This is a genomic window from Bacillus sp. JZ105 (assembly GCF_053903125.1).
This window is the reverse complement of the sequence record NZ_CP096387.1, coordinates 773,922-796,544: the sequence shown is the minus strand read 5'-3', so window position 1 is coordinate 796,544 and position 22,623 is coordinate 773,922. Positions and strand designations below refer to the sequence as shown.

The 22,623-nt window shown below is 42.5% G+C and carries 20 protein-coding genes; 6 read left to right on the top strand and 14 right to left on the bottom strand.

Annotation, left to right across the window (positions count from 1 at the left end; genetic code table 11):
* Positions 1–4 precede the first annotated feature (4 nt).
* Positions 5–841: a mechanosensitive ion channel family protein gene (locus M1D81_RS03910; RefSeq protein WP_041116197.1), complete on the top strand. Its 837-nt coding sequence runs from the start codon at positions 5–7 to the stop codon at positions 839–841.
* A gap of 211 nt (positions 842–1,052) precedes the next feature.
* Positions 1,053–1,772, top strand: a complete 720-nt coding sequence (locus M1D81_RS03905; RefSeq protein WP_003218036.1) for a YebC/PmpR family DNA-binding transcriptional regulator — start codon at positions 1,053–1,055, stop codon at positions 1,770–1,772.
* A 113-nt stretch (positions 1,773–1,885) separates the two neighbouring features.
* Here the strand turns inward: M1D81_RS03905 and M1D81_RS03900 are convergent, their stop codons facing one another.
* From M1D81_RS03900 to M1D81_RS03890, 3 genes are all read right to left on the bottom strand, one after another.
* On the bottom strand, positions 1,886–2,668 hold the full coding sequence (locus M1D81_RS03900; RefSeq protein ID WP_133744874.1) for a YfkD famly protein: 783 nt from the start codon (positions 2,666–2,668) through the stop codon (positions 1,886–1,888).
* Positions 2,669–2,735: 67 nt separating this feature from the next.
* Positions 2,736–3,803: a calcium/proton exchanger gene (cax, locus tag M1D81_RS03895; RefSeq protein WP_044334656.1), complete on the bottom strand. Its 1,068-nt coding sequence runs from the start codon at positions 3,801–3,803 to the stop codon at positions 2,736–2,738.
* A 65-nt stretch (positions 3,804–3,868) separates the two neighbouring features.
* A complete protein-coding gene (locus tag M1D81_RS03890) occupies positions 3,869–4,246 on the bottom strand; it encodes an OsmC family protein (protein WP_133744873.1) in 378 nt (125 codons plus the stop codon).
* A gap of 75 nt (positions 4,247–4,321) precedes the next feature.
* Between M1D81_RS03890 and M1D81_RS03885 the strand changes: the two genes are divergently transcribed.
* Complete coding sequence (locus tag M1D81_RS03885) at positions 4,322–5,503, top strand: MFS transporter (protein ID WP_456265577.1); 1,182 nt, start codon at positions 4,322–4,324, stop codon at positions 5,501–5,503.
* A 59-nt stretch (positions 5,504–5,562) separates the two neighbouring features.
* Here M1D81_RS03885 and M1D81_RS03880 read toward each other — a convergent pair.
* The 4 genes from M1D81_RS03880 to M1D81_RS03865 all read right to left on the bottom strand — a co-directional run bounded on the left by M1D81_RS03880 (position 5,563) and on the right by M1D81_RS03865 (position 8,663).
* Positions 5,563–6,713, bottom strand: a protein-coding gene (locus M1D81_RS03880) for an IS3 family transposase (RefSeq protein ID WP_456265364.1) whose coding sequence is annotated in 2 segments (ribosomal slippage) — positions 5,563–6,440 and positions 6,440–6,713 — 1,152 coding nt in all. Because the reading frame shifts where the segments join, the coding sequence is not laid out codon by codon here.
* Between the two features lie 289 nt (positions 6,714–7,002).
* Positions 7,003–7,821 carry a YihY/virulence factor BrkB family protein gene (locus M1D81_RS03875; protein WP_024425272.1) on the bottom strand — a complete coding sequence of 273 codons (819 nt, stop codon included), beginning with the start codon at positions 7,819–7,821 and terminating at the stop codon, positions 7,003–7,005.
* A 27-nt stretch (positions 7,822–7,848) separates the two neighbouring features.
* Positions 7,849–8,172 (bottom strand): YtxH domain-containing protein, encoded by a 324-nt coding sequence (locus M1D81_RS03870; RefSeq protein WP_041106306.1) that lies wholly within the window; start codon positions 8,170–8,172, stop codon positions 7,849–7,851.
* A 20-nt stretch (positions 8,173–8,192) separates the two neighbouring features.
* Entirely contained in the window at positions 8,193–8,663 is a 471-nt protein-coding gene (locus M1D81_RS03865) for a low molecular weight protein-tyrosine-phosphatase (protein WP_024425273.1), read from the bottom strand.
* A gap of 173 nt (positions 8,664–8,836) precedes the next feature.
* Between M1D81_RS03865 and M1D81_RS03860 the strand changes: the two genes are divergently transcribed.
* Positions 8,837–10,192, top strand: coding sequence for an alanine/glycine:cation symporter family protein (locus M1D81_RS03860; RefSeq protein ID WP_456265578.1), 1,356 nt, complete (start codon positions 8,837–8,839; stop codon positions 10,190–10,192).
* Between the two features lie 77 nt (positions 10,193–10,269).
* Positions 10,270–10,485 carry a DUF1128 domain-containing protein gene (locus M1D81_RS03855; RefSeq protein WP_003214000.1) on the top strand — a complete coding sequence of 72 codons (216 nt, stop codon included), beginning with the start codon at positions 10,270–10,272 and terminating at the stop codon, positions 10,483–10,485.
* A 108-nt stretch (positions 10,486–10,593) separates the two neighbouring features.
* Here the strand turns inward: M1D81_RS03855 and M1D81_RS03850 are convergent, their stop codons facing one another.
* Positions 10,594–11,112, bottom strand: a complete 519-nt coding sequence (locus M1D81_RS03850; protein WP_024425275.1) for a type 1 glutamine amidotransferase domain-containing protein — start codon at positions 11,110–11,112, stop codon at positions 10,594–10,596.
* 254 nt (positions 11,113–11,366) lie between these two features.
* Between M1D81_RS03850 and M1D81_RS03845 the strand changes: the two genes are divergently transcribed.
* Positions 11,367–15,659 (top strand): multifunctional 2',3'-cyclic-nucleotide 2'-phosphodiesterase/3'-nucleotidase/5'-nucleotidase, encoded by a 4,293-nt coding sequence (locus tag M1D81_RS03845; protein WP_456265579.1) that lies wholly within the window; start codon positions 11,367–11,369, stop codon positions 15,657–15,659.
* An 86-nt stretch (positions 15,660–15,745) separates the two neighbouring features.
* On the opposite strand, the gene M1D81_RS03840 is transcribed toward M1D81_RS03845, so the two are convergent.
* From M1D81_RS03840 to M1D81_RS03815, 6 genes are all read right to left on the bottom strand, one after another.
* Positions 15,746–16,180, bottom strand: coding sequence for a hypothetical protein (locus M1D81_RS03840; protein WP_024425277.1), 435 nt, complete (start codon positions 16,178–16,180; stop codon positions 15,746–15,748).
* Positions 16,181–16,250: 70 nt separating this feature from the next.
* Positions 16,251–16,979, bottom strand: coding sequence for a trehalose operon repressor (gene treR / locus M1D81_RS03835; protein ID WP_034623146.1), 729 nt, complete (start codon positions 16,977–16,979; stop codon positions 16,251–16,253).
* 19 nt (positions 16,980–16,998) lie between these two features.
* On the bottom strand, positions 16,999–18,699 hold the full coding sequence (treC, locus tag M1D81_RS03830; RefSeq protein ID WP_456265580.1) for an alpha,alpha-phosphotrehalase: 1,701 nt from the start codon (positions 18,697–18,699) through the stop codon (positions 16,999–17,001).
* A 15-nt stretch (positions 18,700–18,714) separates the two neighbouring features.
* On the bottom strand, positions 18,715–20,151 hold the full coding sequence (gene treP / locus M1D81_RS03825; RefSeq protein ID WP_151040236.1) for a PTS system trehalose-specific EIIBC component: 1,437 nt from the start codon (positions 20,149–20,151) through the stop codon (positions 18,715–18,717).
* 164 nt (positions 20,152–20,315) lie between these two features.
* Positions 20,316–20,705 carry a DnaJ family domain-containing protein gene (locus M1D81_RS03820; protein WP_024425281.1) on the bottom strand — a complete coding sequence of 130 codons (390 nt, stop codon included), beginning with the start codon at positions 20,703–20,705 and terminating at the stop codon, positions 20,316–20,318.
* Positions 20,706–20,884: 179 nt separating this feature from the next.
* Positions 20,885–22,609 carry a methyl-accepting chemotaxis protein gene (locus M1D81_RS03815; protein WP_133744867.1) on the bottom strand — a complete coding sequence of 575 codons (1,725 nt, stop codon included), beginning with the start codon at positions 22,607–22,609 and terminating at the stop codon, positions 20,885–20,887.
* Positions 22,610–22,623: the final 14 nt, after the last annotated feature.

The window sequence follows — 22,623 nt, the reverse complement described above, 5'->3', positions numbered from 1 at the left end:
ATAGATGGATGATACATTTCTGACAGTGGTCAAAAACAAATACATTGAAATTCTCCTTGTTGGACTCATTCTTTGGCTTGCCGTCTTTATGATTAACAAAGCCCTTCAAATTTTCTTTAAACGAACTGAGTTTATAGAGGACAAGAAGAAGAAAACGATCGAGAGCTTGGTGAAATCGGTCACGCAGTACACCGCGTCGATTTGCTTTGTGCTCTATGTCATTTCTCTGTTCTTTCATGACTTTGGGAAAATCCTTGCGGGTGCTGGTGTTGCTGGGATCGTCATCGGTTTTGGCGCCCAGACGCTGATTCGTGATATTTTAGCTGGCGTTTTTCTCATCTATGAACGACAGATTCATAAAGGGGATTATGTGACGGTGAATAACCTCTTTAATGGAACCATTGAAGAGATTGGTCTCCGCTCTCTGCAAATTAGAGAATGGAGCGGCAAGCTGTTAACCATTTCTAACGGAGATATCCGGCAAATCCAAAACTATAACATGCACTACATGCGGATTACGGAATCTGTGTTAATTAGTGCGAATCAAAACCCTGATATCGCCTTTCAAGCACTTGAATCAGCATGTGACAATTTAAATCAAATGCATCATGATTTTCTTAAAAAAGATGAATTCCAAAACGCCATTGAACCCTTTCAGGTTCATGGAATTATGGGCTTGAATAAGCTGAATCGCGGGATTGAAATCACAGTAAAGGGAATGGTCGAAGACGAAAAATACTTCGAAGCCGCCCTCGCTGTGCGAAAAGAAATGATCAAACAGCTTCATCAGCATGATGTCAAATTGCTTGAGGATCTCGCTTATCCCCAGCCGGCAAAATAACCTCATTTATGATGGGGTTATTTTTTATATACAAGTTGCCGGGCTGACTCGGGCTTGCGAGAAACTTGGAACACTTGAACATTCGCTCTTCATTTCAGCCCTCTTACTTCTATCCTCTTGACTGATTCATGTATAATAGATAGCAGAATGATTTCATGCAGCATGGGGACCCTCATACTGTGTATTTTCTAAGTGAAAGAGAGTGAATAAGATGGGTCGTAAGTGGAACAACATTAAAGAAAAGAAAGCATCAAAGGATGCCAGTACAAGTCGTATTTACGCAAAATTCGGGCGTGAAATCTATGTGGCTGCCAAACAAGGTGAGCCAAACCCAGAATCAAACCAAGCACTTCGTTTTGTCCTAGAACGTGCAAAAACATATAGTGTCCCAAAACACATTGTGGACCGTGCCATTGAAAAAGCCAAAGGCGGTGCGGAAGAGAACTTCGATGAGCTGCGCTACGAAGGATTTGGTCCAAACGGTTCAATGGTGATCGTTGATGCCCTCACCAATAACGTGAACCGTACAGCTTCAGATGTTCGAGCAGCATTTGGGAAAAACGGTGGAAACATGGGCGTAAGCGGCTCTGTTGCCTACATGTTCGACCAAACAGCTGTCATCGGTGTCGAAGGAAAAAGTGAAGAAGAAACGCTTGAGCTTTTAATGGAAGCAGACGTTGATGTACGTGACATCATGGAAGAAGATGAAACGGTGATTGTGTACGCTGAACCAGATCAATTCCATCAAGTACAAGAAGCATTCAAACAAGCCGGCGTAGAAGAATTCACTGTCGCTGAAATCACAATGCTTCCGCAAAACGAAGTGACATTAGATGATGAATCAAAAGCACAATTTGAAAAGCTGATCGATGTATTAGAAGAGCTTGAAGACGTGCAGCAGGTTTATCATAATGTGGATTTAGGGGAATAAAAAACTTAAGCCATAGTAGTCGTTGAGTTCATTCAACTTCTACTATGGCTTTTTATATTTTCTTTAAAAATCATGGATAAAGCGTTAATGTCTCTTCTATTGATAAAAGGAGATTAATTCATCCCTTGAAACCCAAACGTCAAGTGATCCTGAACAGGAATCCAAGCGCCGATTCCTTGTGAGGTCACGTTTTTCACGACGAGTTTTCGTTTATTTCCTTTTAGTACAAGGTACACTTCTCCGTATGTGACCTTACCTTTTTCGTTAATCGCTGGTGCATAGGCATGAAGCGATGCTGCTTTTTTCGGAGAGACGTGGTATGACTGATCTCGTTTTGTTCCTGCACCAATCACGGTGTCAAAAGCGAGGGGCAGCTTTGTTTTTTGAATCGCTTTTTGCATCATCAATGTTTTCACATCTTCTGGGTTCGGCACTTTTGCTGTGAGGCCTCCGCTTACTTTCACTTGCTGCTTTTGAACGTATTTTCCAATGGCTGTTTTGTTGCCGCCTCTGTTATCAATGTGGTTCGTATTCACTTTTTTGTATTCCCAGTTGGCGACCGTTTCGTTTGAATCGTAGCTCAGCGCCCATCTCCCGAGGAAAACGGTCGCACGGTATCCAACAGCTAATGGCGTCCCTGAAATGCTGGATTCATTCAGCATTTTAATCAAATGAGTGTTCTCAATCGGTACACTTGTTGTTTTGAACAATTCAGCCGTCAGCTCGCTCGGCTGGAGCAGCGGCTGATCCTGTGACGCGTTTGGATACGTATTCTCCTTGGAGATACTGGCGACAGAGGATGGCACTTTAAATTGCTTTGCCGCTTCTGCTGGAAAGCTGTATAGAAAACTTAAGGATAAGAGAACAACAAACATGATGCGGAGCATCTTTTTCATATCATCACTCTTTCTCATTCATTTTTCCATAGTATTTTCCGCAAAGACGTCCCTTATCCACAAAAGATTATAAAAGGAAAAATCCAATCGCCATAATAAAATAGGCAGCGAGTAATGTGGCGCCTTCAAACCAGTTTGTATCCCCATCATTTGATAAAATCACCGTGAGCAGCACAGAGGATGCCATCGCAATGAGCTCTGGCAAGGAGAAAATGAGCGGCATCTGCTTATCAAAAAATAGCGAGCTGATGACAAGGATTGGCGCGACCATCATGGCAACCTGAAGCGTGGAGCCAAAGGCAATTTCCACTGCTACATCCATTTTGTTTTTATACGCCATGATGACAGCTGAGGCATGTTCTGCGGCGTTGCCGACGATGGCCACAATAATGACACCGATAAACAGCTCACTCCAGCCAAACTGTTCTCCTACCGTATCAAATGTATGAACAAGGCGCTCTGAAATGTACGCAACTGCGATCGTCGAAAGCAGCAAAATCACGGTGGCAAACTTGCCAGACCATTCAGGTGTTTCTTCTTCCGTCTCCGCTTCACCTTGCACGCTCTCCTGCTTAGCAACATAGACACCGCGGTGACTGACTAGTTTGAAATAAAGCGCCGCAACATAAAGCAAAATCATCACAATGCTGATCCCAATGCTCAAAACAAACTGTTTATTCTCTGCCATCTCCACCGAAAACACTTCTGGAACGACAAACGCTACAATGATGGCAAACATGAGCAAGCCTGAATTGTGCCTTGCATCATGGACATTGAACACTTGGCGCTTATATTTTAATCCGCCAACAAAAAAAGACAGCCCCGCCACAAGCAGTAAATTTCCGATGACTGATCCAGTTAATGAAGCAAGTACAATGGCCGTCAGTCCTTGCTTTAAGGCAAAAAACGATATGATTAATTCCACTGCATTTCCGAATGTGGCGTTTAAAAGTCCGCCAATTCTAGGTCCCGCAATGATGGCAAGACTTTCTGTGGCTCTTCCCATAAAACTAGCAAGACCAATAATGGCGATACAATAAACGGCAAACATGATGACCTGCGGGAAATGAAGAAAACTGCCAATCACCGATAGCGGAACACCGATTGCGACAATTACAAGAAACAAACGATTCATACAGCCATTCTCCTTTACATATGTCTGACTGTTATTCTTTCGTGAGTGCCGGCATCGTATACATTTTAGATTCGCGCGTGTGAGAAAGTGATATCAATACTCCCTTTCACAGACTGCACCATAGAGCAATGCTTCAATGCAAGGGTGATCACTTTATCGATTTGTTCATCAGATGTATTGATGTCTTCAAATAAGATATGTAAATGAATGCAGGAAATTTTATTTACAGCTCCTACCCTTGTCGTTTCAGGTGTGATCGTCAGCCCTTCATAGGATATTCGCTTTTTACGGCATACATGAATAAGCATTTCTCCAAAGCAGCCTGCAATGGCTGAGGTGAACAATTGAGATGGGCGGAACCCCAGTTCTTCTGTTCCTGAAATAGGCAGCTGCCTGTCCTCAATATGTGCGATCCAATGATCCTTTTTGTATGTCAGCGTCATTCGTTTTCCACCTTTCTATTGAAACCCCTATGGTTCCATTGTACGATGAAAGCATGAACTTGTAAGGAGCATCTTATGTCGAGAATTCACTTTATGATTTTAATTTTACTTGTATCCGTATCTGGTTTTTCACAGGGGGCATTACTTCCTGTCATTTCCATTATCTTTGAACATGCCGGTACTTCTCCTACGTTAAACGGACTGCATGCCACAGGCTTATATCTCGGTGTACTGCTTGCGTCTCCTTTTATGGAAGCACCGCTTCGCCGGTTTGGATTTAAGCCATTAATCGTCATTGGAGGCGCCGCTGTCTTTTTAAGCTTATTTAGCTTTGTGTTTTTTGAATCTTATGTCGTCTGGTTCTTCCTCCGGCTCATGATCGGGATTGGTGACCATATGCTGCATTTCTCTACACAGACGTGGGTGACCTATGCTTCATCATCAAGAAATCGCGGACGAAATATTTCATTGTATGGATTATCATTTGGACTCGGTTTTGCCGCCGGCCCTTTTTTAACGCCGCTCATTGAGATCAATCCAGCCTTGCCTTTTATTGTTTCTGGTGCCGTTAGTTTATGTATTTGGCTGCTTGTGTTTGTTTTAAAAAATACATATCCAGATACAGGCGAATTGCAAACGTCAGAGCAGACAAACAGTTTAAAGCGCTTTAAAAAGGCCTTTCAATTTGGCTGGGTCGCCTTTATGATGCCATTTTGCTATGGCTTTTTAGAAACGACGCTCAATAGTAACTTCCCTGTATATGCACTCAGAAGCGGTGTGACAGTAGATGCGGTTGCATTTATTTTACCTGCGTTTGCCATTGGGAGCATTGTCTTTCAGCTTCCTCTTGGGATGCTCAGTGACCGGTTTGGCAGGCGCCGCATCATTTTATGTGTGACACTCGCTGGATCATTCTTTTTCCTTTTGGCAGGTATTTTCATTCAATCCGTTTTGGATGTGGCCATCTGCTTCTTTATTGCCGGAATGGCTGTAGGCTCTACCTTCTCACTTGGCATCAGTTATATGACCGACTTATTGCCAAAGCATTTGCTTCCCGCCGGGAACTTGATGTGCGGAATGGCGTTTAGTGCAGGCAGTATTCTCGGGCCAGTACTCGGAGGATTCTTTGTGCAAACGTTTGAAGGAATGAATTTACTTTACCTTGTCAGCATCGTGATCTTATTTGTGTTTTGCTGCGTTCGATTTGGGAGAACGCAGGCAGTGGTGGAAAGTCCCAATGAATCCATTTCTAATTAAAAAAACTCCCCTGCACCTAGGGACTGACCCCCGTTTTTGAGACAGGGATCAAAACACCTTTATACAGCCAATTGCCGATAGTTTATCGGTGATTGGTTGTTTAGTTTCGTTTGAATACGAATGTTGTTATAATAATAAATGTATTCTTTGACAGTGCGTTCTACGATGTTGGTCGTAGTTCGATCAATGCTGTTAAGATAGAACGTTTCAGACTTTAGTGAGGAATGAAACGATTCGATGGAGGCATTATCAGCGGGTGTCCCTTTACGGGACATGCTCATGGTAATGCCTTTTATATGAACAGCTTTCTGATACTCGTAAGATGTATACACAGAACCTTGGTCGCTATGTAACACGCAGTTCTCAGGCAGTGCTGGGAGCTGATCAAGTGTGTTTAAGATAAAGTCTGTGTCCTGCTTATCACCAATCGTAAAAGCAATCACTTCTCCATTATATAAATCCAATATACTGGAAAGGTACAATTGTTTCTGTCCATAAGGCAAATACGTGATGTCCGTTACTAGTTTTTCAAGAGGGCGATCAGACTGAAAGTTCCGATCGAGTATATTACCAGCCACGGCATAGGGTTGCCCATTCTTCTTACGCTTTTTCATTTTAACCCGGCATTGCCACTGGTTTTTCTGCATGATACGTTGAACAGTTTTATGGTTAATACGCATTCCCACTTTTAGTATGGCTGTAATTTTTCGGTATCCATATCGATACTTGTGCTCTCGGCACAACGTGCCGATTTGTTTCTCTAGTTGTCTTTTAGAATGATTCTGAGTCAGATTCTTTTTCCATCTATAGAACGAAGCGCGTGAGATGCCTAAATGGACACAGATGTCCTGTACTGTCATCTTTTTGCGCAATTCTTCTACCAGTTTGATTGACGTTTCCTTATCAACTTCCTTTCCAATTCGTTGTACTTTTTTAAAACTTCATTCTGTTGACTCAGATAGCGATTTTCTGCCCGCAGTCTCTCTAATTCGGAAGAGTACTCGGGACCCTTTCCATAGGTATATTGTTTTCCAACAGGCTGTTCGAACCGGTGTGTATCCCCAGCCTTATGCCACCTCACCCATGTTTGAACCTGCGTTTTATTTTTGATATTCAATTCTTGCATGATCTCTTTCATAGGTACGCCTGCCAATCTCATGTCTACAGCCTTCTGTTTGACTTCAACCGGATAACTCACTCTTGTCCCCATAGAAAAACACCTCCATGTTTTATATCGGATCACAACGATCCGTTTTCAAACTTGAAGGTGTTTTTTATTTGTCTCATCTTATGGGGTCAGTCCCCCTATGCAGAGGAGTTTTTTTCATTTAATGATAACCATTTTGCCCGTTTGCACTGCCGCTTGTTTTGTGCTTTGGCTGATGGCCTTTGTTTTGTTTCGTGTTGCTTCCGCCTTTTTTCGATTGTTTGGACATATGTGATTCCCCCATCCATCAAGATTGAACATGGTCGTTCTTCTTTAGGATGCCCGGATTTCTTCACACCTTGCCTGGTACGATTTTACGCTTATGTAAAAGCGCATTGAGCTCGCCGCCAAGGATAATCATGATGCCGGTTAAATAGAACCAGATCATTAAAATAATGATTCCCCCAATACTTCCGTACATCGCACTGTAGTTGGCAAACTCGCCTACGTAAAATGAGAACAGCATGCTGACCAAAATCCAACCAATCGATGCAAAAATCGCGCCTGGCAGAACAAATTTCAATTTCAGTCTAATGTTTGGGGCGAAATAGTACAAGGCTGTAAACACAATCAATAAAATCAGCGGGCTAATGATCCACCTCATGGCCGTCCAAATGGTGAGAAAGGCATCTGACTGCCCGACTAGTTCAGCGAGAAATAAGCCAAGTTCTTTTCCAAAGACAGGCAGCATTAAGGCAAAAATAATCGTGAGAACCATTGCGATGGTTAAGATGATTGATGTTAAACGTACGAGAATGAAGGAACGATTTTCCTCAACTTCGTAAGCATGGTTAAATGCTCTGACGACGGCATTAATCCCGTTAGATGCAGACCAAAGGGCGGCAATAATCCCGAATGACAGCAATCCGCCGTTACGGCTGTTCAGTGTCTCTTCGGCAATGGATTCAATCATCGAAAGCGCTCCTTCTGGCGCATAACCAGAGATGACGCTTAGGACATCCTTCGACGTCAGCGGCAAATATCCAACGAGCGTCAGCACGAAGATGAGAAACGGAAATAATGAAAGCAAAAAGAAGTAAGCAAGCTCAGCAGATTTTGCCGGTCCTTCATGCAGCAAAAAGCGTTCAATTAACGCTTTGATAAAACCCATACGCCTCATCTCCAATGATCAATCTTTCTATTTCGATCGAAAGTGATCCTTTGTTTCTTCAATAATCTCTAATACTTTTGGGGTTGTTTCCTTTAACTGATTGACTTGTTCATTTAAAAATGACAAATCATCTGAGACTGTTCGCATCAGCTGCTTCGTTTCTTCCATTTTTTCTTTCATACAAGCAGAAATTCTGGCTGGCTCCTGACGGTATTCCGCCAGCTTTTCCTGACAGTCATCCCATTTGTCTTTGAGCGCGATTCTCGTTGGCCGATGAAATAATGTCAGTAGTGCACCGCAAGCTGCTCCTATCACAGCTCCTCGAAGCATGATTTGATTTTTTTCTTCCATCTCGTCTGATCTCCTTTCAGTTAAAGGTGTTTCTCTTTTTTTACATACGTCAAAAAACGATCAATTCCTTTTTCAATTAAATCATGTACTTCCTCAAAGTTTCCAGTGTAATAAGGGTCTGGCACATCATCTCGATCGTCGTCTTCAACAAAGTCAAGAAGACGGCCAATAAAGTGATGTTTCCCATAGCCGGCTATACTGCGAAGTGCCCCTACATTTTCAGCATCCATCGCAATGATATAGTCGTATGCTGTGATGTCCTCATCTATGATTTGTCTTGCGGACATCCCTTCATAGCTGATCCCTTTTTCATCAAGCAGCTTTCGTGTTCCTTCATGCGGAGGACTGCCTTGATGCCAGCCGCCAATGCCTGCTGAATCAATGACAAAGTGCTCGCTTAGCCCCTCATCTTCTACTCGTTTTCTAAACATAGCCTCTGCCATCGGTGACCTGCAAATATTGCCAAGACACACGAATAATACATGAATCATCCTTCATTCTCCTCCTATCTTTTCCCTAAGAACTGCTTTCGAAAACCTTTTCTTTATCATATCAAGCCCTTCTCCTTTTGAAAACTTTGCAAGAAAAACTCCCATTGGCATTGACACATTATACAAAAAAAGGTGACACTTTAGGAGAAATAAACAAATAAAGGGGGATACATATGGGATGGGTAGAACAGATTGTCAGCAGTATCAATGATGTATTATGGGGACCGCCGCTTTTGTTTTTGATCGTGGGGACAGGGATTTACCTTACCTTTCGCGTGCTCTTCATTCAAATTAGGCTGCTCCCCTATTCACTCAAGCTGGCATTTTCAAAACAAGATAAGACATCAGAAGGTGATATTTCTCACTTCCAAGCATTAATGACAGCCCTTGCTGCAACGGTTGGAACGGGAAATATTGTAGGGGTCGCCTCTGCTGTCATTGCCGGCGGACCAGGCGCAGTGTTTTGGATGTGGTTTGCAGCGTTCTTTGGAATGGCGACTAAATATGCTGAAGCTGTTCTTGCAGTGAAATATCGTGTCAAAAATGAAAAAGGGGAAATGTCCGGCGGGCCGATGTACTATTTGGAGCATGGCTTGAAGCAAAAATGGCTAGGGGTGCTGTTTGCTATTTTTGGCGCCACGGCTGCATTTGGGATTGGGAATCTCGTGCAGTCAAATTCGATTTCTGGTGTCATGAATTCAACCTTTCATATTCCAACATGGATCACAGGCATTATTATTACGGTCTTTACTGCCCTCGTGATTTTAGGCGGGATTAAAAGTATTGGCCGGGTAACGGCTATTTTTGTACCGGTCATGGCTTTATTCTACGTCATTTGCGGACTGATCATTCTTGTCATGAATGCGGATCTTGTCCCAAGTGCCGTCGGGCTCATTTTTACGGATGCATTTACAGGTCAAGCCGTTGCAGGCGGTGCGATCGGTACCGTAATCCGCTGGGGCGTGGCGAGAGGGGTATTTTCCAATGAAGCGGGTCTTGGTTCTGCACCAATTGCTGCTGCTGCTGCCAAAACAGATATGCCTGCTCGTCAAGCGCTTGTGTCAATGACACAAGTCTTTATTGATACGATGATTGTTTGTTCCATTACAGGGATCACAATTGTCATGGCCGATATGTATGTCACAGAAAAAAGTGATGCACTCACCTCGTTATCCTTTGCTCATTTCCTTGGACCAATCGGTTCAATTATTGTTGCAATCGGCTTACTTTTATTCGCCTATTCCACCATTATTGGCTGGTCCTATTATGGTGAAAAATGCTTTACATATTTGGCGAAAGATTCATATGTGATGTATTATCGAGTTGTGTTTGTTATTGCTGTCTTTTTCGGTGCCGTGTTTAAGAATGATTTCGTCTGGGGCGTAGCGGATATGCTAAACGGACTGATGGCTGTTCCTAACTTAATCGGCCTCATCGGTTTGTCAGGAGTTGTCGTATTTGAATCAAAACGAATCATTGAAAAAATTAAACAGGAGAAAAAGGAGAAAAACATCTCGGTGTCGTCTTAATAGCCCTTTTATTCTTTTGCTTTTCTGTTAAAATAGACATATTATTCAACACATATGCAGGAAAGGACGTGCCGCCCTTGTCAGAGCAAAAAGCGGCTGAAGTCAATCAGCTGATTGAAGACATTTCGCAAAAGTTAAATATGCTGAACATTGGAGTCATCAAAGCCGAGGACTTCAGTCCAGACAAGTACGAAGATATTGAATTTCTACACCAAATGGTGATGAAAAAATCTTCATTCAGCCCAAGTGAAATGCAAGCCATCGCAAGCGAGCTAAAAAACTTAAGAAAATAATCGTGCAAAGGAAACTAAGATTGCGGTTTACGCCGCTTTCTTCCATTCATGCGCAGAAAAAGCCAGCACCCCGCAAGGTGCTGGCTTTGTTTATCCTGTCAAAACTGCTTATTTTGCGAGCAGTTTTAATGATTCACGGTTAAATGCTGGAATGTCATCAGGTGTACGGCTTGTCACAAGCTGATCCTGACAAACAACAACTTCTTCATCTTTGAATTTTGCGCCTGCGTTTTCCATATCTACTTGAATGGATGTATATCCAGTCGCGCCTCTGCCTTCCAGCGTCTTTGCTGTAATGAGCAATTGCGGCCCGTGACAGATCGCAAATACTGGTTTTTTCTCGTCCATAAATGCTCTTGTGAACTGGACATAGCGATCATCTGCACGCAGAATGTCTGGTGAGAACCCGCCAGGAATCAGCAGTGCATCGAAGTCTTCAGGCTTCACGTTATCAATGGACGCATCCACTCTCACTTCTGCTTCTCCTTGCTTCCCTTTCACTGTTTTTCCTTTTTCGTTTTCAATTACTGTGATCTCATGGCCTGCATCTTTAAAGGCTTTTGCAGGCTCGGTGAATTCAACATCCTCAAAGTAATCTGTTAATACAACTGCAATTTTCTTACCCATGTAGAAACCCTCCTGCTTGATTATCGTTTACACTACACACTATACCCGGGGAGATTGAAATCAAACATCCTATCCCGATCAGATAACCCCTCATGATGAAAATAAGCATTTAGACTTATTTATATTTCCTCAACAAGGTAATTCGTATGATTTATGTTATCTTTACAATAATCTGCAAAAAATAACTACAAAAGTTAACGAAACATTTCTACAATAGGTATTGTGGTCAAAAAAATTAGAAAGGCGGAGATCAGGTGAAGAAGCAAGCACATAGGTCTAAACGAAGGAAAAACCTGTCTATTCTGCTCACTTCCATTATGATGATTAGTCTCATTCTCCCAGCAGTACCTACTCATGCAGCAATAGAAAACGGCGATGCCGTAAAAGTCAGCATCTTAGCCACAACGGATGTTCATGCGAACATGATGAATTACGATTATTACAGCGACAAAGAAACAAATGAATTTGGTTTGGCAAAAACAGCTGAGCTGATTGAAAAGCACCGTTCACAAAATCCAAATACACTCCTTGTTGATAACGGAGACCTGATTCAAGGAACCCCTCTTGGAGAATACGTTTACAAAAATGAAAAAGACAGTATCATCAATCAAACAAAGGTTCACCCCATTATTCATACACTCAACAAACTAAAGTACGATGCAGGCACACTTGGCAATCATGAATTTAACTACGGATTATCATTTCTTGACGGTACTATTGCCGGGGCTAACTTCCCGATTGTCAATGCGAACGTCAAAAAGTTAAATGGAGAACACCGTTTTACGCCTTATGTGATCCAAGAAAAAACATTTAAAGATGCAAACGGAGCTTCCCAAACTGTGAAAGTCGGTTACATAGGATTCGTTCCACCGCAAATTATGACGTGGGATAAGAAAAATTTAGATGGACAAGTTCAAGTGCAGGATATCGTCGAATCTGCCAATGAAACCATTCCTGAAATGAAGGAAAAAGGCGCAGATATCATCGTCGCTCTTGCCCATACAGGGATTGAAAAAACCGCTTCACCTAAAGGATCAGAAAATATGATCTTTGACCTTGCCACAAAAACAAAAGGCATCGATGCGATCGTGTCCGGCCATCAGCACGGCACATTCCCAAGCGCTGAATATAGCGGCGTCGACAAATTCGATGTCTCAAAAGGAACGATCAACGGCATTCCAGTCGTCATGTCAAAAAACTGGGGAAGCTACCTCGGAGTCATTGATTTAACATTAGAGCCTGACGGCAGCAAATGGAAGGTCACAGACGGAACAGGAAAGATTGAATCAGTTACAGGAGTCACCTCTCAAAACAGCACTGTGAAAGATGCCATTCAAACAACGCATCAAAACACACTTGAGTATGTGAGAAAACCTGTCGGTAAAACAGAAGCAGACATTAACAGCTTTTTTGCTCAAGTGATGGATGACCCTTCTATTCAAATTGTGACAGATGCACAAAAATGGTATGCACAAGAAAAAATGAAGGACACGTCATACAAAAACTTACCGATTTTATCTGCAGGCGCCCCGTTTAAAGCCGGCGGCCGAAACGGTGTAAATTATTATACAAATATCGCAAAAGGTGATTTAGCCATTAAAAACATCGGCGATCTCTACCTTTACGATAACACCGTGCAGATTGTCAAACTGAAAGGCAAGGAAGTGAAAGACTGGCTTGAGATGTCTGCTGGACAGTTTAATCAGATCAAACCAAACAATTCAAATGAACAGCCTATTTTAAACGAAGAATACCGCTCGTATAACTTTGATGTGATCGATGGTGTCACCTATCAAGTCGATGTGACGCAGCCTGCTAAGTACAGCACAACAGGCACTCTTGTTAATGCGAATGCAAACCGCATCAAAAACCTGTCCTACAATGGGAAAACAGTCTCTGACAATCAAGAATTTTTAGTCGTAACGAACAACTATCGAGCTTCTGGCGGCGGGGGCTTCCCGCATCTGACACAAGATAAAGTGGTGCTTGCCTCAGCTGATGAGAACCGCCAAGTGCTGATGGATTATATTATCGAACAAAAAACCATCAATCCAAGTGCGGATCAAAACTGGTCCATTGCACCAGTCAAGGGCGCAACAGTCACATTCGAATCTTCTCTTTTAGCTAAGCCATTTGCTGAAAAATCAAGCAGCGTAGATTTTGTTCGTAACGCCAGCACAGATGGTCTTGGCGTGTACAAGCTAGCCTTTAAAGAGGATGGCACAACAGAACCGCCTGCATCAGATAACTGGAATTTAACGGTGATGCATACAAACGATACACACGCACACCTTGATGATGCGGCAAGACGTGCAACAAAGATTAAAGAAGTTCGAGCCGAAAGCAAAAACAACATTTTATTAGATGCTGGAGATGTCTTCTCTGGTGACCTATATTTCACAAAATGGCAAGGACTTGCCGACCTAAAACTGATGAACTTAATGAAATATGATGCCATGACGTTTGGTAATCATGAATTTGACAAAGGTCCTTCTGTTCTTCGTCAATTCCTGACAGGTGATGCATCAGATGTAGATGCGAAAAACCGTCATCAATTTGAAAAGCCTGCATTCCCGATTGTGTCATCAAACGTTGATGTCTCTAAGGAAAAACAATTGAGCGGCTTAGTGAAAAAGCCAGCCACATTCAAAGCTGGTGAGAAAAAAGAAGCTGGGATTTACCCATACATCCTGCTTGATGTAAACGGTGAGAAGGTGGCTGTATTCGGCTTAACGACTGAAGACACGGCCATTACATCCAGCAGCGGTCCTAACATTCAATTCAAGGATGCATACAAGAAAGCAAAAGAAACAGTCAACACGATTCAAACAGAAGAAAAAATCAACAAAATCATTGCTTTAACACACATCGGCTATAACCGTGACCTTGAGCTTGCTCAAAAAGTAGACGGGATTGATTTAATCATTGGCGGTCACACGCACACCCTTGTTGAAAAATTAAAGGTCGTCAATAAGAAAGAACCAACAATTGTCGCACAGGTAAAAGACTACGGACAATTCTTAGGAAAAGTAGACGTGGCCTTTAATCAAAAAGGAGTCGTACAGCCAAAGGAATCTTCTTTTGACCTCATCACCATCGATGACTCTGTCAAAGAAGATGCTGATGCAAAAGCAATCCTCGATCAGTACAAGGCAGATATTCAAGATTTAAAAACGGAAAAAGTCGGGTCTACCGATGTCCTCTTAGATGGACAACGCGAGCATGTCCGTGCGAAGGAAACGAACCTTGGGAACTTTATTGCTGACGGCATGCTGAAAAAAGCACAAGAATCTGCTGGTGCTGACCTTGCCATCACAAACGGCGGCGGTATTCGAGGCAGCATTGAAAAAGGAGATATCACTTTAGGTGATATTTTAACGGTCATGCCATTCGGAAACACACTCTATGTCGCAGATTTAAAAGGCAGTCAAATTAAGAAAGCACTCGAACAAGGGCTTTCAGGGATTGAAGAAGGCGGCGGCGCGTTCCCTCATGTAGCCGGCATTGAATATACGTTTACACTGAGTAAACCAGCTGGCAGCAGACTCATTGATGTCAAACTGAAAGACCAAAACGGCAAACTAACAGACATTGATGATCAGAAAACATACCGCGTGGCGACAAACGCATTTGTCGGCACAGGCGGAGATGGCTACAGCGTCTTTACAGAAGCTTCTCACGGCGAAGACTTAGGCTATGTTGACTATGAAATCTTCAAAGAGCAAATTGAACAGGCAGACGGCGGGCATATTTCTCCTGTCATCGATCATCGAGTGAAAGAAGTGTTCCTTCCGCGTGCGAAAGGAAAAGGCGCCTATGACATTCAAGATGATGAGAAATTCCAAACGTATGTGCAGCATACAAACAAAGCATTGCTCTATTTAGACAAAGCAAGCGAAGCGAAAAACGTTCAATTGTCTCTATCAAAAGCGCAGGTAGCCGAGCTGAAGAAAAGAGAGCAAGATCCAAACGTCACCATCTATCATGACAAAGTGGGACTCGCATTACCGCTCTCTAATTTGTCCGAAAATAGCGCAGATATATGGATGAAAAAGACGAATAAGGTGAAAAATGCATTAACGGATACGTATGATTTCCAAATCAAACAAGATCAGAAAAAGGTGTCTACCTTTAAAGATCCTGTCACACTATCCTTTACATTAGATGAGCCTCAAAAGGCGAAGAAACCTGGTGTATATTATGTAGACCGCAAGAAAAACCGTTATGCCAAAACAAGTAACGGATCGTTCGAAAATGGGGTCGTATCAGGTCAAACTGAACACTTCAGCGAATATACCGTACTCAACCAAAGCGGGGCAGCTGGAACAACGCCAGATCAAACTGGCGGAGACGGCGGTACATCAGTGCCAGGCGGAGGTACAGGTACAGATCCAAACCAAGATGAAACCGGACTCCCAGGCGGCACACTGCCTAATACAGCAACGATGATGTATACAGCTGTATTGATTGGTGTACTTATGCTTGCCTTAGGCGGTATCCTATATTACTACCAGCGCAAGCGTACAAGAAAAAATGTATCATCCTAAAAAAGGACAGAGCGTATGCTCTGTCCTCATATTGTTGACAAAGGGCTAAAATGATCTTGATTTTAGCCCTTTGTCTTCTTTTCATCTCAATCTTGGGATAAATAAATCCAATTGCGCTTATCAAATTCTTTCACATTATCTGATCCTATATGACGCAGCATTCTATTGAAGAACGTGATATCATCTTCATCATCGATGGCATATAAATCCTCTTGAACATAATCTCTTATAATAAAATTCGTTAAGTTCGTATTATTCACAAAATCAGCAAAATAATCCTCTACAAGAGTTAAATCCTCTTCACTTAACTTTTCATCATTAATAATTGAAATATGAAACACATTCAAAATCGCTTGTATATCTTCTTCATCCATATAACATAATGGCTCTAGTTTTCGATCTTCTTCCGTAAACGGTTTTCGAGTATCTTCAATGATCACGTAACATAATATTCGATGATCTTTCATCACGCTAAAAATTTCTAAATCCCGTAATTTTAGTGGTCGATTCAGTCTAATCATTTTTCCTCCTATAAATCATGATCTTGTCGTTGTATATCCCCGCTTCTCCAAAAATTGAAACGGACAGAGCCTATGCTCTGTCCGTTTTTTCTCTTCTAGCAAAATCGACGAATCTGAAGCGGTCTAATCGGTGACGGCTTTCTGTGTATTGAAATAGACTCGTATCCTCTAAGAACACATAATTCTTTACCACGACAACATGGTCAAATCCCTTCAAATCAAGGTACTTCGCATCCTCTTCTGTACATGGCTCTACCACAAATTCCTTTTGAGCATAGCTGATCGATACACCGAGTTCTCCCTCAATATACTCGTAGATGGATCCTTCGCATATGTCTTTAGTCAAGACTTCGACATGCTTTTGCAAGAAGTAGTCCTTGTCTAAAATCACTTCTTCCCCGCTAATATTACGAGATCGAATGACTTTCCAAACGTCTGTCTGTTCATCAATTTTCAGCTGAGATTGAATATACTGATCCGGTTTAATTAAGCCAAATTCATGAACCGTTGTGACTGTCTTTCGGCCAAGCGTTTGGGAAAGCTCTTTAAAGCTGACAAGACCTGATACAGGGAACTGCATTTTCTCCCGATTCAGCAATACAGAGCCTTTTCCGCGGATTTTTTGAATATAGCCATTTTGTACAAGAATATTTAATGCCTTTCTCACCGTCTCCCGGGACGTGTCGTACATGATAGAAAGTTCATGTTCTGATGGGAGGATGCCTTTATCCTGCCATTCACCTTGCTCAATTCGTCTTGCGAGCTGATCATAAATCACTCGAAACTTATTCTCTTTCATTTTCCCTCCGCCCCATTTTCTAGCGTTTGGTTAAATGATAAACGATTGACTCATATGGGCGCAACGTAAATCCCTTGATATGTGCCGGCACATCCTCATAATTGGATAACAGGACTTGCCCCTCCATCTCATCTACAGCCTGCACAAGCTCATCAGGAAGCGTAAAGTCCGCCTCCCCTGGATAAAAGTGATTGATCACGAGGAGCTTCTCATCCTTGCTTTCTCTCACATAAGCAAAAATCTTTGGATCTTCTGCTAAAAGTAAGGAGAAGCTGCCATATGTGATCACATCAAGTTCTTTACGCAGTCTGCAGAGGGCTTGGTAATGATAGAAAATGGACGTCCGGTCTTTTAACGCAGCTTCGACCGAAATGTCGTTATGGGCTGGCTCAATCCAAGGCGTTCCTGTTGAGAAACCTGCATTCTTCTCTGAGGTCCACTGCATTGGTGATCTCGCATTATCTCTTGACTTGACCTGTAAAATGGCGAGTGCTTCTTCCTTTGATTTTCCCTTTTCAAGCATGACTTCGTACATGTTAAGTGATTCGATATCACGGTAAGACGAAATGTCCTCAAAGCGAGGATTCTTCATGCCAATTTCCTCACCTTGATAAATATACGGAGTCCCCTGCATCAGATGAATCGTGGTTGCCAGCATCTTCGCTGACTGCTGATGATACGTGCCATCATCACCATACCTTGAGACGATACGCGGCTGATCATGATTGCACCAGAACAGCGCATTCCAGCCGCCGCCCTCATGCATTTTCGTCTGCCATTCAGACAGAATTGACTTTAATTCTTGAAAATCAAATGGTGCGATCGCCCACTTTTCGCCGTTTGGATAATCCACCTTTAAATGATGGAAATTGAACGTCATATCCAGCTCCTGCCGATCAGGTCTTGTATACCGAATGCAGTCTGCGATATTCGTTGAAGACATTTCTCCAACTGTCATGCTATCGTATTTCGAAAAAACCTCCTGGTTCATTTCATGCAGAAATTCATGAATTCTTGGCCCATCCGTATAGTACATGCGGCCGTCGCCTTGCACAGATTGTCCGGCGTCATCTAAGAAGCGCTGATCCTTTGAGATGTTGTTGATGACATCCAGCCTGAACCCATCAATTCCTTTTTCAAACCAAAAGTGCATGATGTCATATACTTGCCTGCGCACCTCATCCTTCTCCCAATTAAGATCCGCCTGAGTGACATCATATAAATGAAGATAATAATCTCCTGTTACTTCGTCTAGTTCCCAGGCTGGGCCGCCAAATTTTGACTGCCAATCATTCGGCGGAGATCCGTCCGCTTTTGGCTCCTTCCAAATATAATAATCTCGGTAAGGATTATCCTTTGACTCACGCGAGGCTTGAAACCACTCATGGAAAATGGATGTATGGTTAACGGCTAGATCCATGATGACTCGTATTCCTCTCTCATGCGCTTCCTTCAGCATGCGTTCAAAATCTGTCATTGTACCGTACATGTCATGGATTTTTGTATAATTACTAATATCATAGCCATTGTCATGCTGCGGGGACTCATACATTGGCGTGAGCCAAATACAATCCGCCCCAAGCTCTTTAATGTAATCAAGCTTTTTCGTCACGCCATTGATATCCCCTGTACCAGAGCCCGTTGTATCTAAAAAGCTCTTCGGATAAATTTGATAGACCACCGCTTTTTTCCACCATGGTTCATTTGATTGCTGATTCAATTTCCTTCACCACCACTAGTTAAGTTCTTCTGAAAAATCCTTCTTCTTTTTTAGTTTTGCATATAAAAGAGTACCGATGAATGGGAGGATGAGTACAATCACCATTCCAATTGCAAATGCCCCCCAATATTTCGGGATAATGGAGAAGATTCCTGGAATGCCTCCAACACCAACTGAGCTTGCCAGCACCCCTTGAGAGGCGATAAACATACCGGCTAATCCTGAGCTGATCAGTGCAAAAATAAATGGGAATCGATAACGCAGGTTGACCCCAAACATCGCCGGTTCGGTAATTCCTAAATAAGCAGAAATACTTGATGTCAGCGAAAGTCCTTTTTGTTTTTCATCTTTTAAGACAAACATCATTGCCAGTGCAGCTGATCCTTGTGCGATATTGGACAGTGCAAGCATTGGCCATAGGAACGTGCCGTGCAGCTTTGAGTTAATCAATTGAATATCCACAGCAAGGAACGTATGGTGCATTCCTGTAATGACTAATGCTGCATACAGTCCGCCGTATAATAGACCGCCAAGTGCTGCGAATTGCTGGAATACGGCTACAAGTCCAGATGTTAAAACATTACCGATTGCAAAGGTAACAGGTCCAATGACGATAAATGATAAAAATCCAATGACTAATAACGTAATCGGTGCAACAACTAACAGCTGAATACTTTCAGGTGTCCGTTTTGTGATAAATAATTCGAGCTTTGCAAGTAAATAGGAGGCGACGAGTATCGGAAGAACCTGTCCTTGATAGCCTACCTTCTGCACTTCAAGTCCAAACAAGTTCCAAACAGGAATGTCACCGGTCTTCTCAGCCGCTCCATAGCCCCATGCGTTTAACAAGTCCGGGTGTACGAGCATCAGACCAAGGACCATCCCTAAAAGCGGATTCCCCCCAAACCGCTTAACAGCTGACCAGCCAATTAATGCTGGCAGGAAGGTGAAGGCAGTGCCTGCAATTAAGTTGATCATATTCGCTAAATCAGCCCATGCCGGATACACATCCACAATCGATTTTTGATCGAAGAAAATATCAGGAGCTGTTAAAATATTATTAATCCCCATTAATAAACCGGCTGTGACAATGGCAGGAAGAATTGGTATAAAGATATCCGCAAGCGTTTTCACAGCACGCTGCAATGGATTTAATTTTTGATCAGAGGCACGCTTGACGTCTTCTTTTGTGGCTTCCCCAATCCCCGTCCTTTTGACCATTTCGGCATATACTCGATTGACGACCCCTTGGCCGATAACCACTTGGTATTGACCGTTCGCTGAGAAAGATCCCTTCACTTCATCAATTTGTTCAAGTGCTTTCTCATCCACCTTGTCTTCATCTTTCAGCACAAAGCGCAGCCTTGTTACACAATGTGTCGCTTGATCAATATTTTCTTTGCCGCCGATGGCTTTCACAATCTGATCTGCTGCTGCCTGATAATCAGCCATACTATCCCCTCCGAGATCGTTTTTTTATATAAGAAAAAAGAACCAAAAAACTTGTATATACATGTTACTTTATATTTTATATTTGTATATACATGTAGTCAACAACAAAATGTAGCGCTTACATAAAAAAAGCTCCCTCAATGTGCTCAGGGAGAGGCAGCGTGTCATCCTCTTTTTTTATGCTCCGTTAATTTCTCGTAGACCTTATTTTTGTAAAAGGAGGAGGCTGGGCGGGCAAAAGTTTGGCGCTTAGATGTAAGTTCATCCAGACGTTTTTGTTTTTCTTCACAGATAAGAGACAGTTTCTTTCTTTCTTCTCCATCTATGCTTGATTGAAGTAATTCTTTGACAGTCATGAGTTCTTTTTTCAGCGCTGTTTCTTCCCCAGCAAATCCGGCATTTTTCATGATGCGGTAGCCCATTCTAAGTTCTTCTGGTACATGAGCAGCATCATCTTTTGGCAGAGGTTTCCCAAAGCCAGATAATCCTTCAAAAGCCCCGTTATCCATCGCTTTTTTGATCCGTTCTTCTGATAATCTCTGCGCAAAATCCATAGCGTTTCTCCTTTCGCCGCAAGTATTTGATTAAGCATAGCAAAAAAGCTGGCTCTCTCACAAGAGTCAGCTTCAGCATCTAGACACCCCCTCGCATTCGGTGTCTATCCTGCGCTCAGGTGCTCGTCCCTTCTTCGCTGAAAAGAGAAAAAGGGCTAAAATATTTTAGCCCTTTCTCGTTATTTATTGTCGACTTTGAAGGTTGAGACCATTTGTGCTAAGTCCTCTGACATGTCAGAGAGCTGTTCAATCGCACTTGAAATTTGCTGCATACCAGCACTTTGCTGTTCTGTTGCTGCCGCCACTTCTTGAGAGCTGGCTGCATGTTCTTCTGATACAACAGAAATTTGCTCAATCGATGTAGAAATCGTTTGATATGCTTGCTCAACTTGCTTAATAGAAGCAAGCAAATTGTTCGTTCTTCTTGAAAACTGAGATACACCGTCGTAAATCAAAGCGAAATTTTGTGACGTGCCTTCCATTTGCTCACGTCCTTCTTCCACTGCTTTACTACTTTCCTCTACACTTTCAAGAACGCGCTGACTGTTTTCCTGTGTGCCGATGACAAGGTCTGAAACGGTTTTAGCCGCATCCGCTGATTGCTCAGCTAACTTGCGCACCTCATCTGCCACAACAGCAAAACCTTTTCCTTCTTCTCCAACACGTGCCGCTTCAATTGAAGCATTCAGTGCAAGCAGATTCGTTTGGGCTGAAATGTCCGTAATAATTGAGATGACACTTTCAATCTCCGTTGAATGAGATTGTAATTCTTCTGCTGCCTGCTTTGAGTTGGTCATCTTGTCATGTAGCATATTCAGATGATCAAGCACATGGTTCACTAATTTTTGACCAGATTCTGATTGCTTTTGTACGTCAGATGATACAGATTTCATTTCGTCGACTTCTTTTGTGACGCCTTCGATTTGAGTATCGATCTCTGCAACGGATGTCGTACAATCCGTGATATTTGCGACAGAATCATTGATTCCTTCACTCATATTCGTCATAGCTTCTGATACTTGCTGCGCACTTTGACTTGATTCGGTCGTCACCGTACGAAGCTGTGAAGACATTTTCGACACTTCACTAGATGAGTTTGAGATTTTCGAAATGAGCTCTTTAATCCGTCCCTGCATCTTTTGGAAGGATGCGGCAAGCTGGCCGATCTCATCTTTACTTTCAACCTCTACCATACCAGTTAAATCACCGTCAGCAATTCGATTCGCTGATTCCATCAAGGAACGTGCTGGTTTTGCAATTCTTCTTCCCATGAAGTATGAGAAGAGTAATCCACCGATAAGCACAATGGCAGATGCCACTGTGATATAGATCATCAACTTCTGCGTTGTTTGAGGCACGACAGACGCATCTAAATCAATGCCTAAAATCCCTGTCAGCTCACCGCCTGAATCCTTAATTGGCAAAAAGACTGATTTATGTGTACCAAATGAATCTTTGTAAATATCACTTTTGACCATTTTATCTTCAGAGAGCGCTTGTTTCATCTCTTCTGAAAAAGCATAATCTTGATCAAAGTCATTTTCTTCACCGGTTAGTATAATAATTCTTTCTTTGCCGCCTTTATTAGATAACACGTATAAGTTCTCAAGCGTATGATCTTTTTGAAGCTCTGCGAATTTCGTTTTGATCTCAGCATAAATAGGATCATCCTTCCCGCTAATGCTGAGTACGTTTCCATCGATGTTATCGATTTCTTTTTTGGCGGTATCAATATCTGTTGTTAATCGGTAATCAAATTGCTTTAATAACTGGGATGATAAATCCTGGCTCACTAGATAAAAGGTTAGAACGAATAATGCAACGGTTGCGAGTAATGTTACGGTAACGACTGACATGATTTTAGAGGATATCGTGTATCCTCCAAATTTCCTTTGTTTCGCCATTTTTTCCTACATCT

Excerpts from the sequence above, each read along its gene's own strand:
- M1D81_RS03910 (WP_041116197.1), top strand. The coding sequence starts at position 5 with ATGGATGATACATTTCTGACAGTGGTCAAAAACAAATACATTGAAATT.
- M1D81_RS03905 (WP_003218036.1), top strand. The coding sequence starts at position 1,053 with ATGGGTCGTAAGTGGAACAACATTAAAGAAAAGAAAGCATCAAAGGAT.
- M1D81_RS03900 (WP_133744874.1), bottom strand. The coding sequence starts at position 2,668 with ATGAAAAAGATGCTCCGCATCATGTTTGTTGTTCTCTTATCCTTAAGT.
- cax (WP_044334656.1), bottom strand. The coding sequence starts at position 3,803 with ATGAATCGTTTGTTTCTTGTAATTGTCGCAATCGGTGTTCCGCTATCG.
- M1D81_RS03890 (WP_133744873.1), bottom strand. The coding sequence starts at position 4,246 with ATGACGCTGACATACAAAAAGGATCATTGGATCGCACATATTGAGGAC.
- M1D81_RS03885 (WP_456265577.1), top strand. The coding sequence starts at position 4,322 with ATGTCGAGAATTCACTTTATGATTTTAATTTTACTTGTATCCGTATCT.
- M1D81_RS03875 (WP_024425272.1), bottom strand. The coding sequence starts at position 7,821 with ATGGGTTTTATCAAAGCGTTAATTGAACGCTTTTTGCTGCATGAAGGA.
- M1D81_RS03870 (WP_041106306.1), bottom strand. The coding sequence starts at position 8,172 with ATGGAAGAAAAAAATCAAATCATGCTTCGAGGAGCTGTGATAGGAGCA.
- M1D81_RS03865 (WP_024425273.1), bottom strand. The coding sequence starts at position 8,663 with ATGATTCATGTATTATTCGTGTGTCTTGGCAATATTTGCAGGTCACCG.
- M1D81_RS03860 (WP_456265578.1), top strand. The coding sequence starts at position 8,837 with ATGGGATGGGTAGAACAGATTGTCAGCAGTATCAATGATGTATTATGG.
- M1D81_RS03850 (WP_024425275.1), bottom strand. The coding sequence starts at position 11,112 with ATGGGTAAGAAAATTGCAGTTGTATTAACAGATTACTTTGAGGATGTT.
- M1D81_RS03840 (WP_024425277.1), bottom strand. The coding sequence starts at position 16,180 with ATGATTAGACTGAATCGACCACTAAAATTACGGGATTTAGAAATTTTT.
- treR (WP_034623146.1), bottom strand. The coding sequence starts at position 16,979 with ATGAAAGAGAATAAGTTTCGAGTGATTTATGATCAGCTCGCAAGACGA.
- treP (WP_151040236.1), bottom strand. The coding sequence starts at position 20,151 with ATGGCTGATTATCAGGCAGCAGCAGATCAGATTGTGAAAGCCATCGGC.
- M1D81_RS03820 (WP_024425281.1), bottom strand. The coding sequence starts at position 20,705 with ATGGATTTTGCGCAGAGATTATCAGAAGAACGGATCAAAAAAGCGATG.
- M1D81_RS03815 (WP_133744867.1), bottom strand. The coding sequence starts at position 22,609 with ATGGCGAAACAAAGGAAATTTGGAGGATACACGATATCCTCTAAAATC.